Here is a 24,376-nt window from a genome sequence, read left to right on the forward strand (position 1 = left end):
AAAAAACACGAAACCAACTAGGATCGTGTTTAAAATCATAATTTCCCTACGTTGGCATTATCCAAATCAGGTTAAGGGTCTAGGTTTTACCTACTCTCAGCAATAATAGCTCCCCTATAAAAATATAATTTTTTAATATTAACTAACTAAATAATATCATACATATATATGTTTTTCAATTACAATACTTTTCCTTTTATATAAACAATTTTAAAAAAATAAAATTTATGCTATAATATCTAATATAATATTTTGTCGCTGTAGCTCAGTTGGATAGAGCGACCGCCTCCTAAGCGGTAGGTCGGAGGTTCAAATCCTCTTAGCGACGCTAAAAAATAAAGCCGAAAGTCTTTATTTATAAAGATTTTCGGTTTTTATTTTATTACTTTTTAAAATACTTGATTTTTTTTATAATATAAGATAATATAATAAATATTAAAGGGGAATGAATGTCTCCCTTGGGAAACCAAAACCGCTTATTAAGCTGATGACTTCTGCAAAATTTATGCAGAAATTGTCAGCTTTTTCTGCGTTTATAGGAGGATTTTTATGTTAACATCATTAGCACTAATTTTTTTAGTGGGATTAAGTCTTGCATCAATATGTGAGAAATTAAAACTTCCAAGAATTATAGGTATGCTTATAACAGGTGTAATTCTTGGTCCATATGTATTAAATTTATTTGATGAATCAATACTTGGAATTTCATCAGAACTTAGAAAAATAGCTCTTATTATCATTATAATAAAGGCTGGATTATCACTAGATTTAAAAGATTTAAAAAAAGTTGGAAGACCTGCTTTATTGATGTCATTTTTACCAGCAAGTTTTGAATTATTGGCATATGTTGTATTCGCACCGTATTTATTGGGAATTTCAAAATTAGAAGCTGCTTTAATGGGAGCAGTTCTTAGTGCTGTTTCACCTGCAATAGTTGTTCCTAGAATGGTAAATTTAATAGAAACAAATTCTGGAACAAAAAAAGGAATTCCTCAAATGATTTTAGCAGGAGCATCATTTGACGATATTTTTGTAATAGTATTATTCACAACATTTTTATCTATGAACCAAGGTGAAAGTGTTAGTTTTATGAGTTTTGCAAATATACCAATATCTGTTATTTCAGGCATAACTTTAGGAGCTATAGTAGGATTTTTATTATATAAATTTTTTGAAACAAGATATATAAATGAACATTTAGTAAGAAATAGTATAAAAACAATAATTATACTTGCAATATCATTTCTACTAATTAGTTTGGAAACTTTTTTAGAAGGAAAATTAGCTATGTCAGGTCTATTAGCAGTAATGAGTATGTCTTTAGTAATAGCTTTAAAAAGTACAAATATTGTAAAAGTTAGATTACAAGAAAAATTTGGAAAACTTTGGCTTGCAGCAGAAGTAATATTATTTGTTCTTGTTGGAGCAGCAGTAGATATTAGATATACTATGGAAGCTGGAATTATGGCTATTGTAATGATATTTATTGCATTGATAATAAGGTCTATAGGAGTATTTATTTGTACAATAAAAACAAATTTATCAAATAAAGAAAGATTTTTCTGTGTTTTATCATATTTACCAAAAGCAACAGTACAAGCAGCAATAGGTTCAGTACCATTAGCATCAGGATTGCCTTGTGGAAAGATTATTTTATCTGTTGCAGTTTTAGCTATAATAATAACAGCACCTTTAGGAGCTTTTGCTATGGATATATCTGCTAAAAAATTTTTAGATTAATAAAATAATTAGATTAAATTAAAAACCCTTCTATTTTTTAGAAGGGTTTTATTATCTATATTATATTTTCCAATTTATAGCTTCCTTACGACTATTTACAAATCTAGAGTAAATACCATCTTGATTTACAAGCTCTTCATGATTTCCACGTTGAACTATATTTCCATCATCTACAACTAAAATCTGATCTGCATTTTTGATAGTTTTTAATCTATGAGCTATCATAATAATAGTTTTATTTTTAGTTAATTCTTCAATCGCCTTTTGAAGTTTATCTTCATTTTCAGGATCGACATTTGCAGTAGCCTCGTCAAAAATAACAATTGGTGCATTTTTTAGCATTGCTCTAGCAATAGAAATTCTTTGTTTTTCTCCTCCAGATAGAGTACTACCATTTTCTCCTATGATAGTAGAATATCCATCAGGTAAGCTTTCTATAAAATCATGACAACAAGCTTTTTTAGCTGCATTTACAACATCTTCATGACTAGCATTAGGATTTCCAAATTTTATATTATTTTCAATAGTATCAGCAAATAAATAAACATTTTGGAAAACCATACTTATCTGAGACATTAATGAATCTAAGGTATATTCCTTTATATCTTTATTTCCAATTTTTATACTACCACTATCTATATCCCAAAATCTAGCAATAAGATTACATATAGTTGTTTTTCCAGATCCACTTGGACCAATTATGGCTGTTAGACTCTTATCATCTATATCAAAAGATATATTGTGAAGTATTTCTTTTTTACCATAAGAGAATGAAACATTTTCAAAAGAGATATTGTGTTTATTTGGTGAAAATTCTATTCCCTTAGCATCCAATTCTTCTATATTATCCATTTTATTAGCTTGTTCTATAGAACTAGATACAACTCTTAAAATAGATAAACTACTTCCAGCTGAAGATATTTCTGCAAAAATAGTGAATGAAATTATAATGCACATTAAAGAGTTTGCTAAATTCATTGTACCATTTAAAGAGAAATAAATAGAGAAGAGTATAATAGCAACACTAAAAATGTGAAGTATTATTTCTTGTAAAATAATATAAGGTGTGAATAGTTTTTCTAAATTTATATTACTTACTCTACAATTTTCTAAAGCATCTCTAGTTTTTTTATCGCCTTTTCCTGTCAAGTTAAATGATTTTATTACGCCCATTCCATGTATATGTTCTAATATAGCAGATACAAGCTCTGATTTAGAGCGTTGTCTTTTAGGTGCTAATATTGAAGATTTTTTCTCCATCATAGAACTTATAATTAGATACAAAATAGTACCTAATATAACAATTACTCCTATTCTCCAATCAAAAAACAGTATCATTAAGATAAATATAATTGAGTTTATAAATCCACCTAAAATATTTACCATTACCATAGTAGCTGTATTTTCAACATCTTCAAGAACGCTTGTAGCTATTCCTGTAAATTCACCTAAACTATGTTCATTGAAAAATCCCATTGGAATTTTCTTTACTTTATCACCAAGAAACATTCTTTTATTTGCAGACATAAAAAATCCTGCATGAGTTTGTTGAAGTTGAGAAAAATAACTTGTAGCAGTTCTTCCAGCAATGCTTATAATTAAAAAGATAAAAGATGTAAGTGCTGGAGTAATTGATTTATCATTTTGTGTAAGAGCTATTATTATATAGTAAATTGCCCCTATTTGAAACATATTGAATATCGCATATAAAAATCTTAATGCTATAGATTTATTAATATTTTTACTTTCATCTCCAGCAAATTGCCATATTTTTTTGAATGCATTAATCATTTTCTTCACCATCCTTTGCATTAATATGAGCAAACCACATAGATTTATAAAGTTCATCAGAATTTAGTAATTCTTCATGTGTTCCTGAATTTTTTATAACTCCATCAGAAACAACAAATATTTTATCAGAATCTACAATTGTAGACATTCTATGGGCTATAGTAATTACAGTTTTCCCTTTTACAAGATTAGATATAGATTTTTGAACGATATCTTCATTTTCAGGGTCTATATAAGCTGTAGCTTCATCAAGTATTACAATAGGTGAATTTTTTAGCATTGCTCTAGCAATAGAAATTCTTTGTCTTTCTCCTCCAGATAGATGAGTACCACCATTTCCAACAATTGTATTGTATCCATTTTCTAATTTGTTAATAAATTTATCACAACCTGATAATTTTGAAACTTTTATAACATCTTCATCTGAGGCATTTAAATTACCCATTCTTATATTTTCTAATATACTCTCATCAAATAAATAATTATCTTGTGATACAAAAGCAACTTGGTCATATATTTGTTCAAGAGGAACATTATTTAAATCATGACCTCCAATACTTATATTTCCCTTAGATACATCCCAAAAACCAGCTATTAACTTAGCAATTGTAGATTTCCCACTTCCACTAGGACCAACAAAAGCATTTTTACTACCTTCTTTTATATCTAAAGAAATATTATGTAAAATTTCAGTATCTTCATTATATCCAAATGAAACATTATCTAGTTTTATGTCCATAGAAGAGAATTTAACAGGAACATTAGAATGTTCTTGTTCTTCAGCTAACAAGATTGAATCAACAGAATCTATTATAGTACCAACTTTAGCCAAGCTATCAACAAAATCCATTGCAGCTAAAAGAGGACCTGTTATTCCCAAAGATAGCATTATAGTTGTAATAAAAGATTCTATACTTAGACTTCCATTTATATACATAATCCAACCTATAGGAAGTATAGTTATCATAGTAGTTGGAACAATTGTTTTTGATAAAGACATAGGAAGCTGGCATTCTTTCATCCAATTATAATAGAAAGATGCATTAGCTTTAACACTATCTATAAATTTTGAATAAGAAGATTTACCTTGATTAAATGCTTTTATAACTTCTATTCCATTAAAATATTCAACTACAGTATTATTCATATATTGAGAAGTTTCAACAGCTTCAGCATATTTTTGAGGATAATTTTTCATAACAGCAGACATGAAAGAAAAACCTAAAGGTATTGATACTAGAGAAAGTAATGCCATTTTCCAATCTATTATAAATAAGTAGATTAATATTAATAAAGGCCCAAATACATTAGCTGTCATTTCTGGAAGAAGATGTGCTAAAGGAACTTCCATACTTTCAATTTGATCTACTATTATTTGTTTGATTTTTCCACTAGAAGTATCTAGTATTGTTCCAAGAGGAAGATTAGGTAATTTAAATAATACTTTTTCTCTTACATTTTTTAAAATTGTAAATGTAGCTTTATGAGAAAAAGAAAGTGATAAATTGTATAAAATAGCTTTTAGGAAATATCCTGTTATTGAAAGAGTACACCAAAAAATTATTTCGGATTTAGTTAAATTGCTATTTAATAAACCGATTATGATTTTAGATGCAGCAAAATATGGAATCATTCCAAAAATAACACCAACAATTGATAAAAATATAGCTTTTATTAATCCTGAATGTTGATTTTCTCCTAACTCCCAAAGTCTGAGCATTGGATTTTTGTTTTCCATAAGATAAACCTCCTTTAATTATATTTATTTTTTTGTTATCCATTGGAAAGTGATTAAAATAATAACTAAGTAAGCTAACAAAGAGTGCTAACTAAGTTATCTTAAATTTAAAAATATAGACCTTTTCTAAGAAAGGCCGAGTACTTTATGAAAACCTGCCATAAAGAAGTCAAAAATAGTTTTTGCACAACGTATAGCTTCATCTTTTGAATAATCATGAAGAACTATTTCAAATAAACAAGAGTAATATGAATGATATATTATATGCAAATCATTATTATTAACATCATTAATTTTAATATTATTTTTTCTTAATAATATAGAAACTCTTTCCATACTATCCAATTCTAAATCTACAATAAAATCCACAAAATTTGAATATTTCGTTCCATCAGAGCAATCAATCAATAATTTAAATAAATCAAAATTATCAAATATAAAATCTATTGTTTCAAAAATAGCTTCTTCAGAAACATAATCTAAAGCTGCAAGTTTGCCATTAGATAGTTCATCTAAACAGAGATTAGTTGCATTTTTAAATTTGTGCTCTATAGAATTTATAAGAGGATCTACTAATGCAGAGAAAAGAGCTTCTTTACCATCAAAATGTCTATAAAATGCTCCTGTTGTTATTCCTGCACCTTTACAAATAGCCCTCAAATTCGTTCTTTCATATCCATTTTCTAAAAATAACTTTTTACCACTTTCAAGTATTTTATCGTGAGTGATTTCATATGTACCTACCGCCATACCAACACCTCCAACTGATAACTTAGTTATATTATAAAAGTATAATTTTTTTTAGTCAAGAAAAAAATAGAGTACAAATTATTGTACTCTATTTTTTATATACTTTTTATCTTTTAATATAGTTTTTATAATAAAATTTATATTTGATTTTTAAATTGAGATATAAAATTCTTAGGCATTTTTGAAATAAATAAAACTACTAGTACACATGATAATGGTTTATCTATTATATTGCTTAAAATTCTAGGGAAGAAAGCTGATGTAAATATCTGTTGACCAGATTTTAATAATGCAGCAACTAATAAATCAGCACCACTCCCACTAAGACCACCAAACATATATATTGAAATAGGTGTACCTATTAGAGGGCATATAATAGCAAGTAATAAACCTGTTAAAATAGCTTTTTTGTAGCCAAAAATTTTATTTTTTGATATAAATCCGACAACTAATCCAATAGCAATACTTACAAATGCAAAAGGTATATTTGTTGGATCTGATATAACACCTAAAACAAGATTACTACAAGCACCTATTAAAGCACCCCAAAATGGACCGAGAACAACTGCTCCAAGAATAGTTCCTATTGTGTCTAGAAATAATAAAGGAATATTTATAATTCCCATAATCATACCTAAAACTAAGTTTATAACAACACACATTGCTGAGAATGTAATTTTTTTAGTATTCATAACATACTTCCTCCTTTTTCTATATATATAATAATATACAAATCTATAAAAATAAAATTGCTTTTATCTATTAGATTATTAATAACTATTAATTTTATCTATATATTAAAAATAATAAAGATTTATTACTTATATTGTATATAAATTATATCTACTTTAAATATTAATTTATAATCAAAAAATTAATATAAAAACCTTTATTAAGTTAGCAGTTATTGAAAAAATGTATATTTATAGTGTATAATAAATATATTATAAGAAAATATTTTTAATATATAAATTATCAGAAGTAAGTTATTAATATTAGGTAAAAGAATTATGTTCTTAAAAATAATCTATAATTGTAAAAAATATAATCTTTATTATTAATTAAGTCAAAAGGAGGATTAATATGGAAAAAATACAGGAAAATAAACCTAAAGCTAAAGCCCTGATTCCGTTTATAGTTTTTATATTACTATATTTAGGAACAGGAATTATATTAGAACTTTCTGGAAAAGAAATGGCTTTTTACCAATTACCAGCACCAGTTGCAATTATCGCAGGAGTTATTGTAGCATTCATAATATTTGATGGTAGTATAGATGAAAAGTTTTCAGATTTTGCAAGAGGATGTGGACATGAAAATATACTTATAATGTGTTTTATATATTTATTTGCAGGTGCATTTGCAACTGTTTCAAAATCTATGGGAGGTGTTGATTCTACAGTAAATCTTGGATTATCACTTATTCCAGCACAATATATAACAGCAGGTATGTTTGTAATATCAGCATTTCTTTCAGTAGCAACAGGTACATCTATGGGAACAATAAGTACGGTTGCTCCAATAGCTATAGCAACAGCAAATAAAGCAGGCTTAAATCTTACTCTTATAGTAGCAGCTATAATAGGTGGTGCTATGTTTGGTGATAATTTATCTGTAATATCAGATACAACTATAGCAGCGACAAGAACACAAAATTGTGAACTTAAAGATAAATTCAAAGTTAATTTTTATATAGCTTTACCTGCAGCTTTAATAACTTTTGTACTTCTAATATTTTTTGGTAAACCAGAAACTGTTGTTCCTCTTGAACAATTGAATTTTAATATAGTAAAAGTTTTACCATATGTATTAGTATTAGGACTTGCAATATCAGGATTTAATGTATTTATGACATTAGGAATAGGTACTTTAGTTTCAGGAATAATAGGTATAATTTATGGAGATTTAAATCCACTTACATTCGCACAAAGCATTTACACTGGATTTGCAGGTATGAATGAGATTTTCTTATTATCTATGTTTACAGGTGGGCTTGCTCATATGGTAACAGAACATGGAGGATTACAGTGGTTACTTGAAAAAATTCAAAAAATTATCAAAGGTGAAAAAAGTGCTCAAATTGGAATATCAGCTATAGCAGCAGTTACCGATATGGCTGTTGCAAATAATACCGTTGCAATAATAATAACTGGTCCAATAGCTAAAGAACTTAGTAAAAAATACAAGTTAGATCCAAGAAAAACAGCATCACTTCTTGATATATGGACTTGTATATTACAAGGATTTATACCATATGGTGCTCAGATACTTCTTGCTGGAAGTTTGACATCAGGTGCATTAAGTCCTTTAGATTTATTCCCTTTACTATGGTATCAACAATTATTAGCTGTATTTGCTATAATATCTATATTTATACCTTATGCAGATGGACTTATAAAAAAAAGACCTTGGAATTGGGAGTTAGATAAAGCTGAAATGAAAAATTCTAAATGATAAAAAATATCATTTTCTGTAAATTCATTGACCTTTGTTAAAGTTGATGATAATATAATCTATGTAATAATGATTATCAATAAAACATTTGATAGAATTAATCTAAACTTTAAACAATTTTCACACTATAATAACTTTTACACACTCTTTAAAATATAGGGGAGATTTAATCTCCCCATATTTTAAAAATATTCATTGATAATGATAATCATAATTTCGAAAATAATATCTATAATGTAGAATAAAAATAATCTACCATACATAAGGAGGAATAATTATGAGTATATTAGTAGTAGGTGGCCATGAAAGAATGGAAAAGGATTATTTAGAAATGGGTAAAAAATCAGGATTTAAAACGAAAGTCTGTACAAAAAAAGCAAATAAATTAGCAAACTCTATAGGAAATCCAGATGCAGTTGTTATCTTAACATCTACTGTATCTCATAAAATTTGCAATATAGTAGAAACAAAAGCAAAAAAACAGTCTATACCTGTTTTTAGAAAAAAGAGCAGTAGCAAAAGTGCATTTACTGAATGCTTAGAAGAAATAAATAAAGAACTTTGCTGCCAGGCTTAATTCTTGTGTATGGCAGACTATTTTTTAAATAGTTGTTAATAAAATAAATTAAAGTAATCTGTTCGCATTTAGCTGTCTAGATACAGCAAATACCCCCAAAAAGCAGTCGATGTCGGCTGCTTTTTTTATATTATTAAATAATATGCTAAAAGTATAAATTTGATCTTAGATAAATAAAAATAATAAAACTTATATTACCTTTTATATACTATTTTATTACCTCTTATATATCATATTATTGAAAAAGTATAAATTTGTTTTATAATATATTTAATATATTAAAAAAAAGGAGTATATCTATGTTTAATTTCATGAAAAAAGCATTTTTAATCGATTTAGAAGATTCATCAATAGCTCCAAATATTGATGATATAATAAAAGGTATAGATAAATATTGTACTGAAAATAATGTAACATACAATTTTATATCTGAAAAAGAAGTTGAAATAGATGGTGAAATATATCGAATCTCAACAGAAATTATAAGGGGAAACTATTTTATAAAATGTAGGATAAAATAACTATTTTTAAAATAATACGGATTTTTTATTAAAAGTTTACATTTGTCAAACGATGAAATAAAAAAATAAAACTATGCAAAAAACATATAATATATAATATTACTGTAAAATAGCTATTGAAAAATAGCTATTTTTTATTAAATTTAAAAATAAGATTATTATAAAATGAATATAATATATATAAAAAAATCAAAATTCTTTTATTATAAATTATTAAATGGTAAACTATTATTATAATAAATGAATAATTATAGTCTAGGAGGATAATTTATGAAAACTTTAAGACCAGAATTGGTCCACTCGATGAAGGATTATTCAGCTAAATTATTAATAAAAGATTTAATAGCTGGAATAATTGTTGCAATAATTGCACTTCCATTATCGATAGCACTTGCACTTGCGTCGGGTGTAAGACCGGAACAAGGAATTTATACGGCGATAATAGCAGGATTTATAATTTCTATGCTAGGTGGAAGTAAAGTGCAAATTGCTGGACCAACAGCAGCCTTTGCGAGCATAGTTGCTGGAATAGTTGCAACTGATGGAATGAATGGATTAATAGTAGCTACTATATTGGCAGGTATTTTCCTAATACTAATGGGAATACTGAAAATGGGAAATCTTATCAAATTCATACCTTATACAATCACAACAGGATTCACTTCAGGAATAGCAGTAACGATATTTATCGGACAAATAAAAGATTTTATGGGATTAACTTTCAAAAACTCACCAATAGAAACAGTTGAAAAAGTAACAGAAATTTTTAGATGTATTAATACAGCTAATAAGATGGCAATTTTTATAGGTTTTATTTCTCTTTTTATACTTATCATATGGCCTCATATATCAAAAAAAATACCGGGTTCACTTGTAGCAGTAATAATTAGTGCAAGTCTTGTAAAAATACTAAATTTAAATGTAAATACAATAGGAGATCTATATACAATTTCATCATCTTTACCACATTTTTCAGCACCAAATATAACATATAGTGTTGTTAGAAATGTACTTCCAGATGCATTTACAATAGCAATTCTTGCAGCAATAGAATCATTATTATCTTGTGTTGTAGCAGATGGAATGATTGGTAGTAGACATAATTCAAATATGGAACTTATTGCTCAAGGTATAGGAAATACAGCGTCGGCTTTATTTGGAGGAATTCCTGCGACAGGAGCAATAGCTAGAACATCAGCAAATATAAAAAATGGAGCACATTCTCCAATAGCAGGTATGGTACATGCAATAGTATTATTGATAACTTTAGTACTATTGATGCCTTATGCTGCACTAATACCAATGCCTTGTATAGCAGCCATATTATTTATGGTAGCTTATAATATGAGTGAATGGAGAGAATTTGTAGATGTTTTAAAAGAATCTCCTAAAAGTGATATTATAGTATTAATAACAACATTTACATTAACTGTAGTTTTCGACCTTGTAATAGCAATAGGTTTTGGTTTAGTATTGGCATCGGTATTATTTATGAGACGTATGGCAGATGTTACAGATGTCTATGGATGGAAATATATTGAAGAAGAAGACGAAAATTATGATGAAGACAAAGATTCAGAAAATATATCATTAAAATATGTTCCTCAAAATGTATTAGTTTTTGAAATAACAGGACCTATGTTTTTTGGAGCGGCAGATAAAATAAACAATGTAATTTTTGATAAATCTAAAAAAGCTATAATATTGAGAATGAGAAGTGTACCTGCTATGGATACAACTTCACTTAATAAGTTACGAGAATTACATAAAAAATGTAAAAAATTTAATGTTGTACTAATTTTATCACATGTAAATGAACAACCACTTCAATTTATGGAAAAATCTGGATTTATTGATGATATAGGTAGAGAAAATCTTTGTAATACAATAGATACTGCACTTGAAAGAGCAGAAGAAATATAGAAAAAGATATAAAAACATAGAAGAAAAATCCTTTGTTAATTAATTTAGCAAAGGATTTTTTTATAAAATCAATAGAAATTTATAAAATATGTTCATTTTTATTGATAAAATTTATAAATAAAGAAAAAACTCTTTTTGTTGAAGATAAATTAATATATAATAAATGAAAATGATAATTAATATCATATAAAATAATGAATGCAAAAAGGGGAAATTTATATGCAAAAAAATAAAATAGCTACAGTTGTATTAGCAGGGACTTTAATATCACAGGCAAATGTTTTAACAGTATCTGCATTAGAAAATGAAAAACTAACAAATGAATCAGGATATGCTGACTCAACAAATAAGGTTATAGAATTTCAAGATGAAAATCTAAGAAAAGGAATAATGGAAAACTTAAAAATATCTGATTCAAATGAATTAACAGAAGATAAACTAAAAAAAATAGAAAAAATAGATTTAAGCAATAGAAAAATAGAAAATTTAGATGGAATAGAATTTCTTATAAATCTTGAAAATATAAATTTAAGTAATAATGATATAAAAGATATAAGCAAACTTGGGAATTTATTGAGATTAACAGATGTCTCTTTAAATAATAATAAAATAGAAGATGCTAGCGTTTTAGGAGAATTATATAAAAAACAATTAGATATATATGAAAAAAATGATCGTAAAAGAATATTAAAATTAGATTTAGACAATAATCGCATATTTGATATATCAGGATTAAAAAATTTCACTATTGAAAAAATGTTTATACATATACCAAGTTTAAGTGTTGCGAATCAAAATATAAATATAAATAAGTATGTAAATATTATTGATAAAGAGTTTAAAATTGGTAATAATTTAAAAAATATAAAAAATAAACTAATAAGACCAAATAATATAGAAAATAATGGTGAATATGAAGACTCTGATAATAAAATAATATGGAGAAACTTAGAAAATAAACCTAAAGATTTAAAATATGAATTTAATGAAGATCAGAAATTAGATGATTATGGTAGAAAAATGACTTTCTCTGGTTCTGTAAATATAAATCTAAAATACAACAATGGTTCTGCTCCTATTATAAATATAGATAAAAAAGAAATTGATGTTGAAAAAGGTTCAAAATTTGATATAATGTCTGGCGTAACGGCAACAGATAAAAAAGGAGCTGTTGATTCAGATGGAAATTTAATAGATAAAGATGAAAAAGATGAAGATATTACATCTAAAATTATATGTAAAAATGAAAAAGATTTTGATATAAATAAAGTTGGAAAATATGAGCTATTCTATGAAGTTGAGGATGGTTGGGGAAATAAAGCAGAAGAGAGTAGAATAGTTAATGTTATAGAACATAAAATTCCGTCAATTCCTTCAAATCCGTTTATTCCAAATAAAAATTCTCCTACAATAGAAGATATTACAGGAGAAAATAGATTTGAAACAGCTTTAAAAATAAGTGATATGTGGAGTAGTTCTGACAATCTTATATTAACAAATGCTAATTCAATTGTAGATTCTATGACAGCAACTCCTCTAGCTCATTTAAAAAATGCTCCTATTTTATTAACTAAAAAAACAGAAATACCTAAAGAAGTAAAAAATAAAATAAATGAATTAAATGTTAAAACAGTATATTTGATAGGTGGAACTAATGTATTAGATGAAAATATAGAAAAAGAACTAAAAGATATGAATATAAAATTTGTCAGAATAAGTGGTAAAGACAGATTTGAAACAAGTATGAATATAGCTAAGGAAATAGATAAAAATAAAGATATATCAAAAATATCTGTTGTAAATGGCTTTGATGGATTGGCTGATTCTGTAAGTATTAGTTCTCCATCAGCAATCAACAATACACCAATACTATTAACTAATAATGAAGGAAATATAAATTATGCTAAAGAATTTATAAAATCTGAAGAAATAAATAGAAGTTACATTATAGGTGGAGAAAAAGCAATATCTTCTGATTTAGATAAAAATTTAAAAGAGTTATCAAATAATATGGAAGTATCTAGAATAAGTGGAAAAGATAGATTAGAAACTAATATTAAAGTAATGGAAACATTCTATGAAAATAAAAAGTTAGAAAATTTATTCGTTGTAAAAGATGGTTCTAGAAAAACAGATGATTTAGTAGATGCATTATCAGTTAGTTCTTATGCTGCAAAAATAAATTCTCCAATAATATTAGTTAATGAAAATTTAAATGAAAATCAAAAAGAATATTTATCTAGTAAAAAATTTAATAAGATAACAAAAATTGGTGGAAATGGCAATGAAAATGCATTTGAACAAATAAAAAAATTATTTAAATAGAATAAAAAATAATTTAATATAACTTTATAAATGTAAAAAGCTTTGGTTTATTTTAAATCAAAGCTTTTTATTTTCAAAAATAAGCATACTTAGGCATATATTATATTAAATATAGATTTATTGCAAATATAAATATAAAATTAATGTATTTTGTATATTATATTTCAAAAATAAATTTTAAAAAACATATTTATTTTTTTCGAAAAATATGTATAATTTATTTATAAAATAAAGATTTAATCTTTTTAATTTAGATAAAATAATAAAAAATAAAGTAATTTCTATTTTATATAATATTTTTGTATCTAAATAAAAATATAAAAATCTTTATTTTAAAATTTACACACATGAAAGGAGAAAATTGTGAAGAAAAAAATCTCAGCGGTATTAGCAGCTTCTATGATCGTTAGTAATTTTTCACCGGTAATAAATGTTTATGCAAATGAAATTACAACTGAAAAAGCTAACATCATAAAAGAAAATGTAGCAACAAAAGCAAAGGTTGGGTATTTTAGTATTAGTAAGTATAGTAATTTTGAAAAATATAATACTGATTTTAGAATACCAAGAGAAAACATTGAAAAAATATCTAATAATGGAGGACGGTATAACAATGGTGCTAAGCTAGAAAATGCATTTGATAATAATTTAGGCACATATTGGGAAACAAGTAGACCTAACAAAGATGAGTTTAAAAATTCAGTAGTTGTAGAGTTTAAAAACTTAGAAACAATTAACAGAATAGCTTATGCAACAAGACAAGATGCAGTTAAAGGAAAAGGATATCCAACGAAATTTAAAGTTTATGCTTCTTTAACAGAAAAAGATGAAGATTTTAAATTAATTTCTGAAGGGGAACATTCTCAAACTGGAGATATGATGGAATTTAAATTCAATCCTACAACAGCAAAGAAAATTAAATTTGTATTTGAAAATGCTCATGATGATTGGGCAAGTGCATCAGAAATTTGGTTCTATAAAGAAGATCCTTTAACTGATAAAATAAATAATTTATATACAAATGATAGTAAAAATGAATTAAACAAAGAATATGCTTCTTTAGAAAAAATAAACGCTTTGGAAAAAGAAGCTATAAATCATCCTTTATATAACGAGTACAAAGAAATATTAAATGATGCTAAATATTTATTAGAAGATAATAAAGTGGAATTTACAGAAGCTAAAGTGTCTAAATTTAAAAACTTTGGAACAAAAGAATTATTAGAATATGATAAACAATATAAAATTGACAATAAACATATAACTAATATAACAACTAATGGTAGACATTGGGCAAGTCAATCTATTGATAAAGCTATAGATAATAATGTCAATACATATTGGCATTCTGATGCTACAAATAATGCTAATCATACTAATGAAGTTATAATGACTCTAGATGAATTAAAAACTCTAGATAAGATAGTATATACTTCACAAAGAGACAGAGGTTTTGCTAAAGAATTTGAAATTGAAGTTTCAAAAACACTTACAGGAGAAACATTTACTAAGGTTGCTCATGGTAAAGCTGATATAACTCAGGATTCTATATCTATAAAATTCAATCCAGTACAAGCAAGAAGAATTAAATTTATATTTAAAAATGGTCATGAAGGTTGGGCATTAGCTTCAGAGTTTGGTTTGTATAAAGAAGATGAAGTAATTAATCAAATGAATAGATTATTTACTGACAATACTATGAGTGAAGTTAATCAAGAATTTAATAGTATTGATAAATTAAATAAATTAGAAGAGATGTGCAAAACTCATCCATTTTACAATGACTTTAAAGAAGATTTAGATAATGCTAGAGAGATAATAGAATCTAAAAATGTAGAAAATACAAAATCAGATACTAAGAAATTTGAATATTTATCTAATGAAAAATATATAAGTGAGTTTAGAATGCCTTATGAAAATATAAAAAGTATAAGTAATAATGCAGGACATTATGATAAACGGGTTATAAAAAATGCTATCGATAAGGATTTAAATACATATTGGGAAACTAATACTGGAAATAGATCTGATTGGAAAAATGAGGTAACTGTAGAATTCAAAGATTCTGTTGTTTTAGATAGAGTTGTATATGGTGCTAGACAGACAGATAGAAAAGGATTCTTAGAAGGATTTGAGATATTCGCATCTCCTACTACAAGAGGAAATACTTTTAAATTAGTAGCAAAAGGAAATGCTACATCAACATCAGGATTAGTGGAAGCAAAATTCAACCCAACAAAATTTAGAAGAATAAAGATAAGATTTGTAAATAGTAATCAGAATTGGGCGACATTAAATGAGTTAATGTTCTTTAAAAAAGATATATTAGCAGATAATGTATATAATTTATTTACGGATGATTTAATGAATAATTTAAATCCTGAATATAATTCAATTGATGCAATTCAAAAATTAGAAAAAGAAGTTAATTCACATCCTCTAAAAAATGATCTTATGGAATTAATAAATAGAGCTAAAGATGTGCTAAATTCAAATGATAAATACCAAAAAAATGTATTTGAACTTGAAAGTAGAGGAGATTCTATAGCAGAAAGTCAAAAAAGAAAAGTTTGGAATTTCCAAGATTGGCAACCAACAGGTATAGCTGTAAAGGTAGGAGATAAAATAAAAGTGTATGTCGATGCAGAACCATCAACACCACTACCAAAATTAATATTCAAACAAATGGATACTCGGCACAATGGTCAAAGAATTATAAGTTTATCTAGAGGTGAAAATATAATAACAATACCAGAAGTTGAAGTAAATGATATAAGACCTGGTGTTTCTAAAGCTGGAGTACTATATACTTCTAATCCTTATACTAAAGAACAACAAAAAAGAAATCCAAAAGTGAGAATAGAAGGTGGTTTTAACTATCCACACTTTATAAAAGGTGTAGATACAGATGAAGAAGTAATGAAAGAATTAAGAGAATATAATGAAAAATTAAATAAAGATTCTTCATTACCAGATGTATTTGATGTATTTAGTAATAAAACATTAGTAAATGTTAAATCTAGTTATGCACTAGATTATTATACTAAAAACAATTTACTTCCAAGTCAAACAGCAGATAGATCTGACGAATTAATAAAAGAAACTATGAAATATTGGGGATTTGATAATTCGAAAGAAGTTCATTCTGATTGGAATTTCAGATACGTTTCTATGATAAAATACCTAGATCGTGGTGGATTTATGAATGCTGGAAATGGTATAACAGGTTTTAATAAAGCTGAACAAGGTGGTGCATTAGCTGTTAATACAGGATGGGGATTCACTCATGAAATGGGACATAACTTCGATACAACAAATAGAACTTTAGTAGAAGTTACTAACAATATGTTACCATTACATTTCCAAGAAATGAAAAAAGAACGCAGTAAAATATCTGAACAAAATTTATGGGAAAATAAAATATTCCCTAAAGTAAGTAAAGAAGATTACTCTAAAAATGAATGGTATCCAGAAAGTGATAAGAGTTTATTAACTCATCTTGCACCATTCTGGCAATTAGAATTATATGATGAAACATTCTGGCCTAAATTAGAGCAGCAATTTAGAGAACAAAATATTGGTGGCGGTTCTTGGGAAAATAAACATGAAGCTATGGCTATTGTAGCATCAGATATTCTTAAATTAAATCTAAAAGAACATTTTGCTAGACATGGATTCTATGTAAGTAAAGCAACTGCTGAACATATGGCTAAATATCCAGAACCTACTAAAAAATTATGGTATTTAAATGATAATAAATATCTAAATGATAACAAAGGATTTAATAAAGATATTAAATTATCAATAAAATCAAATATAACAAAAGAAAATGCTAAAATATTTATATCATTAGATAAAGAAAATGCTAAAAACTTATTAGGCTACGAAATATATAGAGATAATAAACCTATAGGATTTACTACAAAAGATACATTTATAGATAATAATATAGTAGAAAATACAAATTATGAATATAAAGTAATAGCTTACGATACAAACTTAAATCCATCTCAAGAAGCTACTGCAAAAGCACATCAGCCAATAATAAATACAGTTGGAGGATTAACTTTAAATCTAAATGAAAAATATAATCCTTTAGATTATGTAAGTGCTAATAGTTATGATGGTAAAAAGATAACAGATATAAAAATAAAAGATAATGTAGATAATACTAAAAAAGGTAACTATACTATAGAATATGAAGTAACTGATAAAGGTTCTACTGTTAAAGAAGTTATGAATGTTCATGTAGTTAACGAATACGATTATTTATCTGATAATCAATGGGATTCTTTCCAAACTGAACATGCTACTCCATCAAGAAATGACTCTATAAAAGGTAGAGCACTAGGTGAAGTTAAAAATTATGAAAAAGGTATAAGATTACATGCAAATGGTAATGTAGTATATAACTTAGGAAACCATAATTATGATAATTTTGAAGTAAAAGTTGGAGTTGATATGAATATAACTCCTCAGAATTATTCAAGTATTACTTTTAAAGTACTAGGAGATGATAATGTTTTAGCGACAACTAAAGTATTAAGACATTCCGACAATATGGTGTATATTAATGTTCCAATAAAAGGTGTTAAACAACTTAAATTAGAAGTTAATGATGCAGGGAATGGAAGAACATCTGATCATGGTATATTTGTAGAGCCTAAATTGACTACTAATAATGCAAAACCTAAATTAACTATTCCAAAATCTAAAACTGTAAAAGTTGGATCTACTTTAGAAAATCTAGTTGGTGATTATTTCGCTAAAGATGCTGAAGATGGTATATTAACAGATAAAGTTGAAATAACTGGACAGGATAATGTCAACTTAAATAGAATTGGAAACTACGAATTAGTTTATTCTGTAACAGATAAAGATGGAAATAAAACTGAAAAAACAAGAACTATAAGTGTAATAAGTGAAAAAGATTTCACATATTTAAGTGATTATGATTGGAAATCTGCAACAAAAGGATGGGGAACAATAGGAAAAGATGTATCTATTGATAAAAGAGCATTAACACTTACTGATAAAGATAATAACGCTATTACATATAAAAAAGGTATTGGAACACATGCTCATTCAGAAATAGTGTATGACTTATCTGATAAAAATGCAAATATGTTCAGTGCTTTTGTAGGTGTGGATCGTGAAGTATATCATAGTCCAGCTAGTGTTGAATTTAAAGTATATGTTGATGGAGATTTAGCTTATGAAAGTGGTGTTATGCGTAGTAAGGATGCTCAAAAATTAGTTGAAGTCGATATAACAAATGCTAAAGAGTTAAAACTGATTGCAACTACTGGTGGTGATGGAGAAGGTTCAGACCATGCAGATTGGGCAGACGCAAAACTATATTTTGTAAATACTGACAGATTGGACACTACAGATTTAACAAAATCTATAGAGGAAGCTAAAAAAATTGAAAAAGATAATTATACTGATGAAAGTATAGTTATTTTAAACAATGCATTACTTAATGCAGAAGAATTATTATCTCAAAAAGATATCAAACAAGAAGATGTTGATACTGCTACAAAAAATCTTAAATCTGCTATAAAAACATTATCTAAAATAAACTTTGATGAAGTTGTTACTATAAAAGATAATAACTTAAATCTTGCTATTAGAAAAGAATTAAATAAAGAAAATGGAGATTTAACTATAGGAGATATGTATAAGCTTACTAGTTTAACTGTAGAAGATGGACTAGAAAGTTTAGAAGGTTTACAGTATGCTAAAAAATTAGTAAATTTAACAGTTGGAAGTGGTTCTATAAAAGATTTTAATCCTTTAATGAATCTTTCTAAACTTGAAACTGTTAAATTTGAAAAACAGCATGTTAATATTGGAGAATTATATCCTTCTGAAAACACATTAAAACTAGATACAAAAGTATACAATAGAAAAAATGAAAATATATCAAAAAAAGTGTCTATAGTAAAAAAAGATGGAACTATAGTTAAAGAAATAGCTCTAGATGGAAACACTGATGAAATAACAATAGATACAAAAGATATTGCTTCAGGATTTTATGGGATACATATAACTTTTGAAGATGAAGAAGTAAATGGAGTAGTTATATATATGACTAAAATATAGCTATTTGAATACTATAACATTTTAATAATAAAAGGTGCTGTCGCACGAACGTTTTTAAACGTTCTGTGACAGCACCTTCTTATTTTAATTATAGAATTATTAATTTTGACGCATAAAAAAGTATGCTTTTATAAATTTAAACATACTAAATAAACCTATTTATTTTTTAAAAATTTTTTATAGGTTAAATATTTTTTTATGCAATTTATTAATATTATAAGCTAACGCTAATAGAGTACACTCTGTAAGTATGTTAGTTTTTCCTTTTGATAAGAATATTCTAAATCCCATATTATTCTTTATTTGAGCGAAAGCTCCTTCAGCTTATATGCTTCTATTTTTCCTAAATTTAATTCCTATATCAGAAGTTATTCTGTCTAAATTTTCATTTCTTAATCTCACAAAAGTCTTGGAAACTTCCATCCTTTTAATCCTATCTTCAAAAGAAATTTTTGAGCGACCATTATTTTTGATACAGCTTCGCTTAAATTTACAGTTTGAACAATCATTACATGAATAAATACTAACCTTTCTTTGATATCCTGTAGATGTTTTTCTAGTTATTTCCTTTTCTAAATTCAATTTTCTATTATTCTTACAGATATAACAGTCTTCTTCTGAAATATATTCCATGTTTTCAGCAATTCCTATATTATTTTTACAACTCTTCTTCTTTTTACTTTCATAATCTAAAGTTTTTATATAAGATATCTGGTTATTATCTTTAAGATAAACATAATTTTCTTCACTTTCATACCCAGCATCAGCTACTATATTTTTATATCTAAAATTATTATTTATCTCAAAATCATTTAAAAAACTTTTTAAAGTGTTTGTATCCGTAGGATTTGGAAAAGATTCTATCCATGTTATATAAGATGAGTCAATACCAGCTTGAATATTATATGCTGGTTTTAACTGACCATTTTTCATATGATCTTCTTTCATTCTCATAAATGTAGCATCATTATCTGTTTTTGAATAACTATTTCTTTTTTCTATTTTAAAAAGATGACTATTATACATTTTAAGTCTAGATATATAAGATTCCAAAGTTTCTATACTTTTTTGAATTTGACTTTTTCTCTTACCTTTTCCATGAACAAATTCTATTTTATTATCCTTGGCTATTTTTTTTAATTTTTTCATTAGTTTTTTCAAATGTTTTATTTTTATTACATCTTTATATTTTATCTTGAAATTAAACATTTCCTCACAATTTTTTATGAAATCTGGAATTTTAGCCATTAATTTTTCATAATTTTTATTTATGGATTTTTTCCAAACGAAAGTATATCTATTTGCTGCTGATTCTATTTTTGTTCCATCAATATATATTGTTTGTTGATTAATTTCTCCGATTTTAGAAAGAAGCCTATTTATTTGAGACATTATATCTTTTGCAACAGTCGAAAAATGATTTGCTCTAAATCTTGCTATTGTTGAATGGTCGGGAACAGAGGCTCTGCCTAATAAATACATAAAATTTATATCTCTTCTACAAGCTTTTTCAATATCTCTAGATGAATATATTTTATTCATATTTGCATATATAACTATTTTTAGCATTGTTGAAATAGAAAAATTTGTTTTTTTAGAATAAGTTTTTCTAAATTAGAAAGATTAATAGAATCTATGACGCAATTTAATACCCTAACTGAATCATCCTTAGGAATTAAAAAGTCTAATTCTAATGGTAGCTTTAATTGATAGTTTTCAGATAATATGTTAGAATTAAATAGAATTTTATAATTCATAAAAATCACCTTCTTTATAGTATTGGTTTTGTCGCTTATATTATACAACTGAAGGTGATTTTTTATATATATCATTCAGAAAAAAAATAAAAAGAAGCCATCACATTAACTAGCGTTAATGCGACAACCCCTTTTTATTTTTTTTTCTGAATGATATACTATATGAGTTATTTTAATAAAATTAATTATTTTAGTAATAAATAAAATGAACCAAAAATATATATACTATCTCTTATATATAGATGCATCTAAAAAGGAGGTGTTCAGTTTGGAAGATAGAGAACTAGTTGAAAAAGTTGTTTTAGGAGATTTTGAAGCTTTTGAAGAATTATTCAATAAATACAAAACAACAGCAATGAAAACTGCATATCTAATTTGTAGTAACAAAGATACAAGTGAAGATATAGTACAAGAAACATTTGTTCAATGCTATCTAAACATACATAACCTTAAAAATCCTGATTATTTTAAGCCATGGTTTTATAAAATCTTAACAAGAATAGCTTGGAAATTATCTAAATCTGATAATAAAAATATACCTATTGAAGAAATATTTTCAAAAACAGAAAAAGCCTTAAATAGTGAAAAAGATGCTATGAGTTTATGTTTAGAAAATGAAAGGCTTGATTTGATTAGAAATACTATAAATTCATTAGATGAAAAATATAAAACAGTAGTTATATTATACTATTTTAATGGATTTAGCATAAAAGAAATAGCTAATATGTTGGAAATTTTTGAAGGAACAGTAAAATCGAGATTATTTAAAGCTAGAAAAATATTAAAAGGGAAAATAGTATCTCTTAATTATTTTGGAGGTGTTGGATGTGAAAAAGGATAATTTAGATTTAAAAATTAGAGAATCTATGGTTAAAATATCTGAAGATATTCAACCTTCAGATGATATGTTTGAAAAAATAAAAAAACAAATAGAGCTAGAAGAAAATAAAAATAAAAAGGTGATTAAGATGAAAAATAATAAAAGAATAATAAAAGTTGCATCTATTGCATCTGCAATAATAATAACAAGCGTTGCTGTTTATGCAGGAGGTATAGCAAAGGGATATTTTTCAAGTAGTAGCAATATCTATAAATATAAAGAAATTCCTACTATAGAACAAATGGAAAAAGAAACTGGAATTCACAAAACTTTTGTAAAAGAATTTAAAAACGGATATAAATTTGATGGTGCTACAGTAGGAGATCTATCAACTTCTGATGAAAATGGAAAAGAATTAGATAAAACAAAACAAATAGATTTAACTTATAAAAAACTTGGTGAAGAAGATATATTTATATCTGCATACAAAAAAATGCCATCAGAAGAAGAACTTTCAAAGACAGAAATACATAGTAGAACTGTAAATATAAAAGGTACAGATTTATTTGTAAGTACTATGAATATGAAGTTTGTTCCACCAAACTATAAAGTATCTGAAGAAGAAAAGAAACTTGAAAAAGAAGGTAAGATCTCAATTTCCTATGGAACTGAAAAAGTAGAAAACAAAAAATCTGTGAGTGTAATTTGGGAAAAAGATGGTGTAATATACTCAATAAATTCTCTTTCAGAAAAAGGAATCTCTGAACAAACTCTTATAGAAATGGCAGGAGAAATATTATAATGATAGTTGAATTAAAGGAAGCAACATTACATTTTTTATCAGTATTTCCTCTTATACTTATAATAATAAAAAATTATAAGAAAAAAATATATAGTATAAATTTAAACTATGACAAAGAAATGGATAGAAATGGGATTTATAAATCCCATTTCTATCTTTGTATTTTATATATTTTTCTTATAACAGGAATGATTACTGTTGCAGGTATACCATCTTTAATAGATTTTGGGATAAGAAAAGAATATTTAAATTTTAATATTATTCCATTTTACAACAATTCAATAGAATCAAACTTTTTAAATATTATAATGTTTATACCATTTGGATTTATTTTACCATTAATTTGGGATAAATTTAAATCTTTTAAAAATATATTTAAAACAAGTTTCCTATTTTCTTTATTTATTGAATTTTTGCAAATTTTTAATTATAGAGCTACTGATATTAATGATTTAATAATGAATACATTAGGTGGAATAATCGGATTTTCTATTTATAGAATTATAATTTGTATTTATTCAAAATATTTTTCTAATAGATATAAAAATACAGAGTTTAATTTTAAACTCCCAGAAAAATATAATTCTATTTTTGTTAGCAATTCAGAATTTATTGATTTTACAGTAATACCAATAATCTTATATATTTTATTTGGAGCATTTATAAGAAATTATATAATATATATTTTGTTTAAAATATAATAAATTGAGGTGATTTTATGAAAGATAATAAATATATTTTCGATAATATGTATTATCTGAATATTTTCAGGTATTACAATACTTCTTATATTAAATTAAAATAGATTGAAAAAAGTAAGTTATCTGTATTATAATATTATACATAGTTACAATATAAAACTATAGCATAGATAAAAACACAGTTCGGTTGGTAGTCCGGACGCGATTTTAATCGTAAGTAACCTGCCTCCTTGGTTGTCCATTCTATGTATTTTATACATAAGGAGGAACAGGATATGAAAAAAATTTCGGAAAAATTTACTGTATTTTTTGAAAAACCATTTTGGATTGGAGTTTTTGAAGAAACAATTAATAATGAGTATAGGGCTTGTA

The 24,376-nt window shown here is 25.8% G+C and carries 15 protein-coding genes, 1 tRNA gene, 1 pseudogene and 2 riboswitches; of the genes and pseudogenes, 12 read left to right on the plus strand and 5 right to left on the minus strand.

Annotation, left to right across the window (positions count from 1 at the left end):
• Positions 1-25 precede the first annotated feature (25 nt).
• Positions 26-126: riboswitch (TPP riboswitch) on the minus strand.
• Between the two features lie 128 nt (positions 127-254).
• Positions 255-328 (plus strand) — tRNA-Arg (locus Q1J78_RS08245).
• A gap of 104 nt (positions 329-432) precedes the next feature.
• Positions 433-504: riboswitch (Fluoride riboswitch) on the plus strand.
• Positions 505-549: 45 nt separating this feature from the next.
• Positions 550-1,740, plus strand: coding sequence for a cation:proton antiporter (locus Q1J78_RS08250; protein WP_300276995.1), 1,191 nt, complete (start codon positions 550-552; stop codon positions 1,738-1,740).
• A 60-nt stretch (positions 1,741-1,800) separates the two neighbouring features.
• Here Q1J78_RS08250 and Q1J78_RS08255 read toward each other — a convergent pair whose 3' ends face one another.
• The 4 genes from Q1J78_RS08255 to Q1J78_RS08270 form a co-directional block, all read right to left on the minus strand.
• A complete protein-coding gene (locus Q1J78_RS08255) occupies positions 1,801-3,531 on the minus strand; it encodes an ABC transporter ATP-binding protein (protein ID WP_300276997.1) in 1,731 nt (576 codons plus the stop codon).
• The gene (locus Q1J78_RS08260; protein ID WP_300276999.1) at positions 3,524-5,269 is read right to left on the minus strand and encodes an ABC transporter ATP-binding protein; all 1,746 of its coding nucleotides are present in this window, start codon (positions 5,267-5,269) and stop codon (positions 3,524-3,526) included. Before Q1J78_RS08260 ends, Q1J78_RS08255 begins: the two co-directional genes overlap by 8 nt.
• Positions 5,270-5,395: 126 nt before the next feature.
• Positions 5,396-6,019, minus strand: a complete 624-nt coding sequence (locus tag Q1J78_RS08265; RefSeq protein ID WP_300277001.1) for a TetR/AcrR family transcriptional regulator — start codon at positions 6,017-6,019, stop codon at positions 5,396-5,398.
• Positions 6,020-6,156: 137 nt separating this feature from the next.
• Entirely contained in the window at positions 6,157-6,711 is a 555-nt protein-coding gene (locus tag Q1J78_RS08270) for a CD3073 family putative ECF transporter S component (RefSeq protein ID WP_300277003.1), read from the minus strand.
• Positions 6,712-7,102: 391 nt separating this feature from the next.
• Between Q1J78_RS08270 and Q1J78_RS08275 the strand changes: the two genes are divergently transcribed.
• From Q1J78_RS08275 to Q1J78_RS08300, 6 genes are all read left to right on the plus strand, one after another.
• Positions 7,103-8,473, plus strand: coding sequence for a Na+/H+ antiporter NhaC family protein (locus Q1J78_RS08275; protein ID WP_300277006.1), 1,371 nt, complete (start codon positions 7,103-7,105; stop codon positions 8,471-8,473).
• Between the two features lie 277 nt (positions 8,474-8,750).
• Positions 8,751-9,050, plus strand: a complete 300-nt coding sequence (locus Q1J78_RS08280; protein ID WP_300277009.1) for a DUF2325 domain-containing protein — start codon at positions 8,751-8,753, stop codon at positions 9,048-9,050.
• A gap of 299 nt (positions 9,051-9,349) precedes the next feature.
• Positions 9,350-9,571 (plus strand): DUF4318 domain-containing protein, encoded by a 222-nt coding sequence (locus tag Q1J78_RS08285; RefSeq protein ID WP_300277011.1) that lies wholly within the window; start codon positions 9,350-9,352, stop codon positions 9,569-9,571.
• Between the two features lie 270 nt (positions 9,572-9,841).
• The gene (locus Q1J78_RS08290) at positions 9,842-11,494 is read left to right on the plus strand and encodes a SulP family inorganic anion transporter (protein ID WP_300277014.1); all 1,653 of its coding nucleotides are present in this window, start codon (positions 9,842-9,844) and stop codon (positions 11,492-11,494) included.
• A 219-nt stretch (positions 11,495-11,713) separates the two neighbouring features.
• Positions 11,714-13,819 carry a cell wall-binding repeat-containing protein gene (locus Q1J78_RS08295; RefSeq protein WP_300277017.1) on the plus strand — a complete coding sequence of 702 codons (2,106 nt, stop codon included), beginning with the start codon at positions 11,714-11,716 and terminating at the stop codon, positions 13,817-13,819.
• Positions 13,820-14,182: 363 nt separating this feature from the next.
• A complete protein-coding gene (locus Q1J78_RS08300) occupies positions 14,183-19,924 on the plus strand; it encodes an NPCBM/NEW2 domain-containing protein (protein ID WP_300277020.1) in 5,742 nt (1,913 codons plus the stop codon).
• Between the two features lie 177 nt (positions 19,925-20,101).
• Here Q1J78_RS08300 and Q1J78_RS08305 read toward each other — a convergent pair.
• A pseudogene (locus tag Q1J78_RS08305) lies at positions 20,102-21,523 on the minus strand (IS1182 family transposase); the annotation flags it as partial.
• Between the two features lie 417 nt (positions 21,524-21,940).
• Between Q1J78_RS08305 and Q1J78_RS08310 the strand changes: the two are divergent.
• The 4 genes from Q1J78_RS08310 to Q1J78_RS08700 all read left to right on the plus strand — a co-directional run.
• On the plus strand, positions 21,941-22,522 hold the full coding sequence (locus tag Q1J78_RS08310; protein WP_300277023.1) for an RNA polymerase sigma factor: 582 nt from the start codon (positions 21,941-21,943) through the stop codon (positions 22,520-22,522).
• Positions 22,509-23,303 (plus strand): hypothetical protein, encoded by a 795-nt coding sequence (locus Q1J78_RS08315; protein WP_300277025.1) that lies wholly within the window; start codon positions 22,509-22,511, stop codon positions 23,301-23,303. Before Q1J78_RS08310 ends, Q1J78_RS08315 begins: the two co-directional genes overlap by 14 nt.
• Positions 23,303-24,004 carry a VanZ family protein gene (locus Q1J78_RS08320; RefSeq protein ID WP_300277028.1) on the plus strand — a complete coding sequence of 234 codons (702 nt, stop codon included), beginning with the start codon at positions 23,303-23,305 and terminating at the stop codon, positions 24,002-24,004. Before Q1J78_RS08315 ends, Q1J78_RS08320 begins: the two co-directional genes overlap by 1 nt.
• 275 nt (positions 24,005-24,279) lie before the next feature.
• The coding region (locus Q1J78_RS08700) for a DUF2992 family protein (protein ID WP_300277032.1) at positions 24,280-24,376 on the plus strand (97 nt) is incomplete at its 3' end.

Origin of the sequence: Peptacetobacter sp. (assembly GCF_029264495.1) — a bacterium.
In the GTDB taxonomy this organism is placed as follows: Bacteria; Bacillota; Clostridia; order Peptostreptococcales; family Peptostreptococcaceae; genus Peptacetobacter.

What these genes read in the sequence shown, in the direction of transcription:
- Q1J78_RS08295 (WP_300277017.1), top strand. Translation starts at nt 11,714, where the DNA reads ATGCAAAAAAATAAAATAGCTACAGTTGTATTAGCAGGGACTTTAATA.
- Q1J78_RS08280 (WP_300277009.1), top strand. Translation starts at nt 8,751, where the DNA reads ATGAGTATATTAGTAGTAGGTGGCCATGAAAGAATGGAAAAGGATTAT.
- Q1J78_RS08270 (WP_300277003.1), bottom strand. Translation starts at nt 6,711, where the DNA reads ATGAATACTAAAAAAATTACATTCTCAGCAATGTGTGTTGTTATAAAC.
- Q1J78_RS08320 (WP_300277028.1), top strand. Translation starts at nt 23,303, where the DNA reads ATGATAGTTGAATTAAAGGAAGCAACATTACATTTTTTATCAGTATTT.
- Q1J78_RS08250 (WP_300276995.1), top strand. Translation starts at nt 550, where the DNA reads ATGTTAACATCATTAGCACTAATTTTTTTAGTGGGATTAAGTCTTGCA.
- Q1J78_RS08285 (WP_300277011.1), top strand. Translation starts at nt 9,350, where the DNA reads ATGTTTAATTTCATGAAAAAAGCATTTTTAATCGATTTAGAAGATTCA.
- Q1J78_RS08255 (WP_300276997.1), bottom strand. Translation starts at nt 3,531, where the DNA reads ATGATTAATGCATTCAAAAAAATATGGCAATTTGCTGGAGATGAAAGT.
- Q1J78_RS08290 (WP_300277014.1), top strand. Translation starts at nt 9,842, where the DNA reads ATGAAAACTTTAAGACCAGAATTGGTCCACTCGATGAAGGATTATTCA.
- Q1J78_RS08275 (WP_300277006.1), top strand. Translation starts at nt 7,103, where the DNA reads ATGGAAAAAATACAGGAAAATAAACCTAAAGCTAAAGCCCTGATTCCG.
- Q1J78_RS08260 (WP_300276999.1), bottom strand. Translation starts at nt 5,269, where the DNA reads ATGGAAAACAAAAATCCAATGCTCAGACTTTGGGAGTTAGGAGAAAAT.
- Q1J78_RS08265 (WP_300277001.1), bottom strand. Translation starts at nt 6,019, where the DNA reads ATGGCGGTAGGTACATATGAAATCACTCACGATAAAATACTTGAAAGT.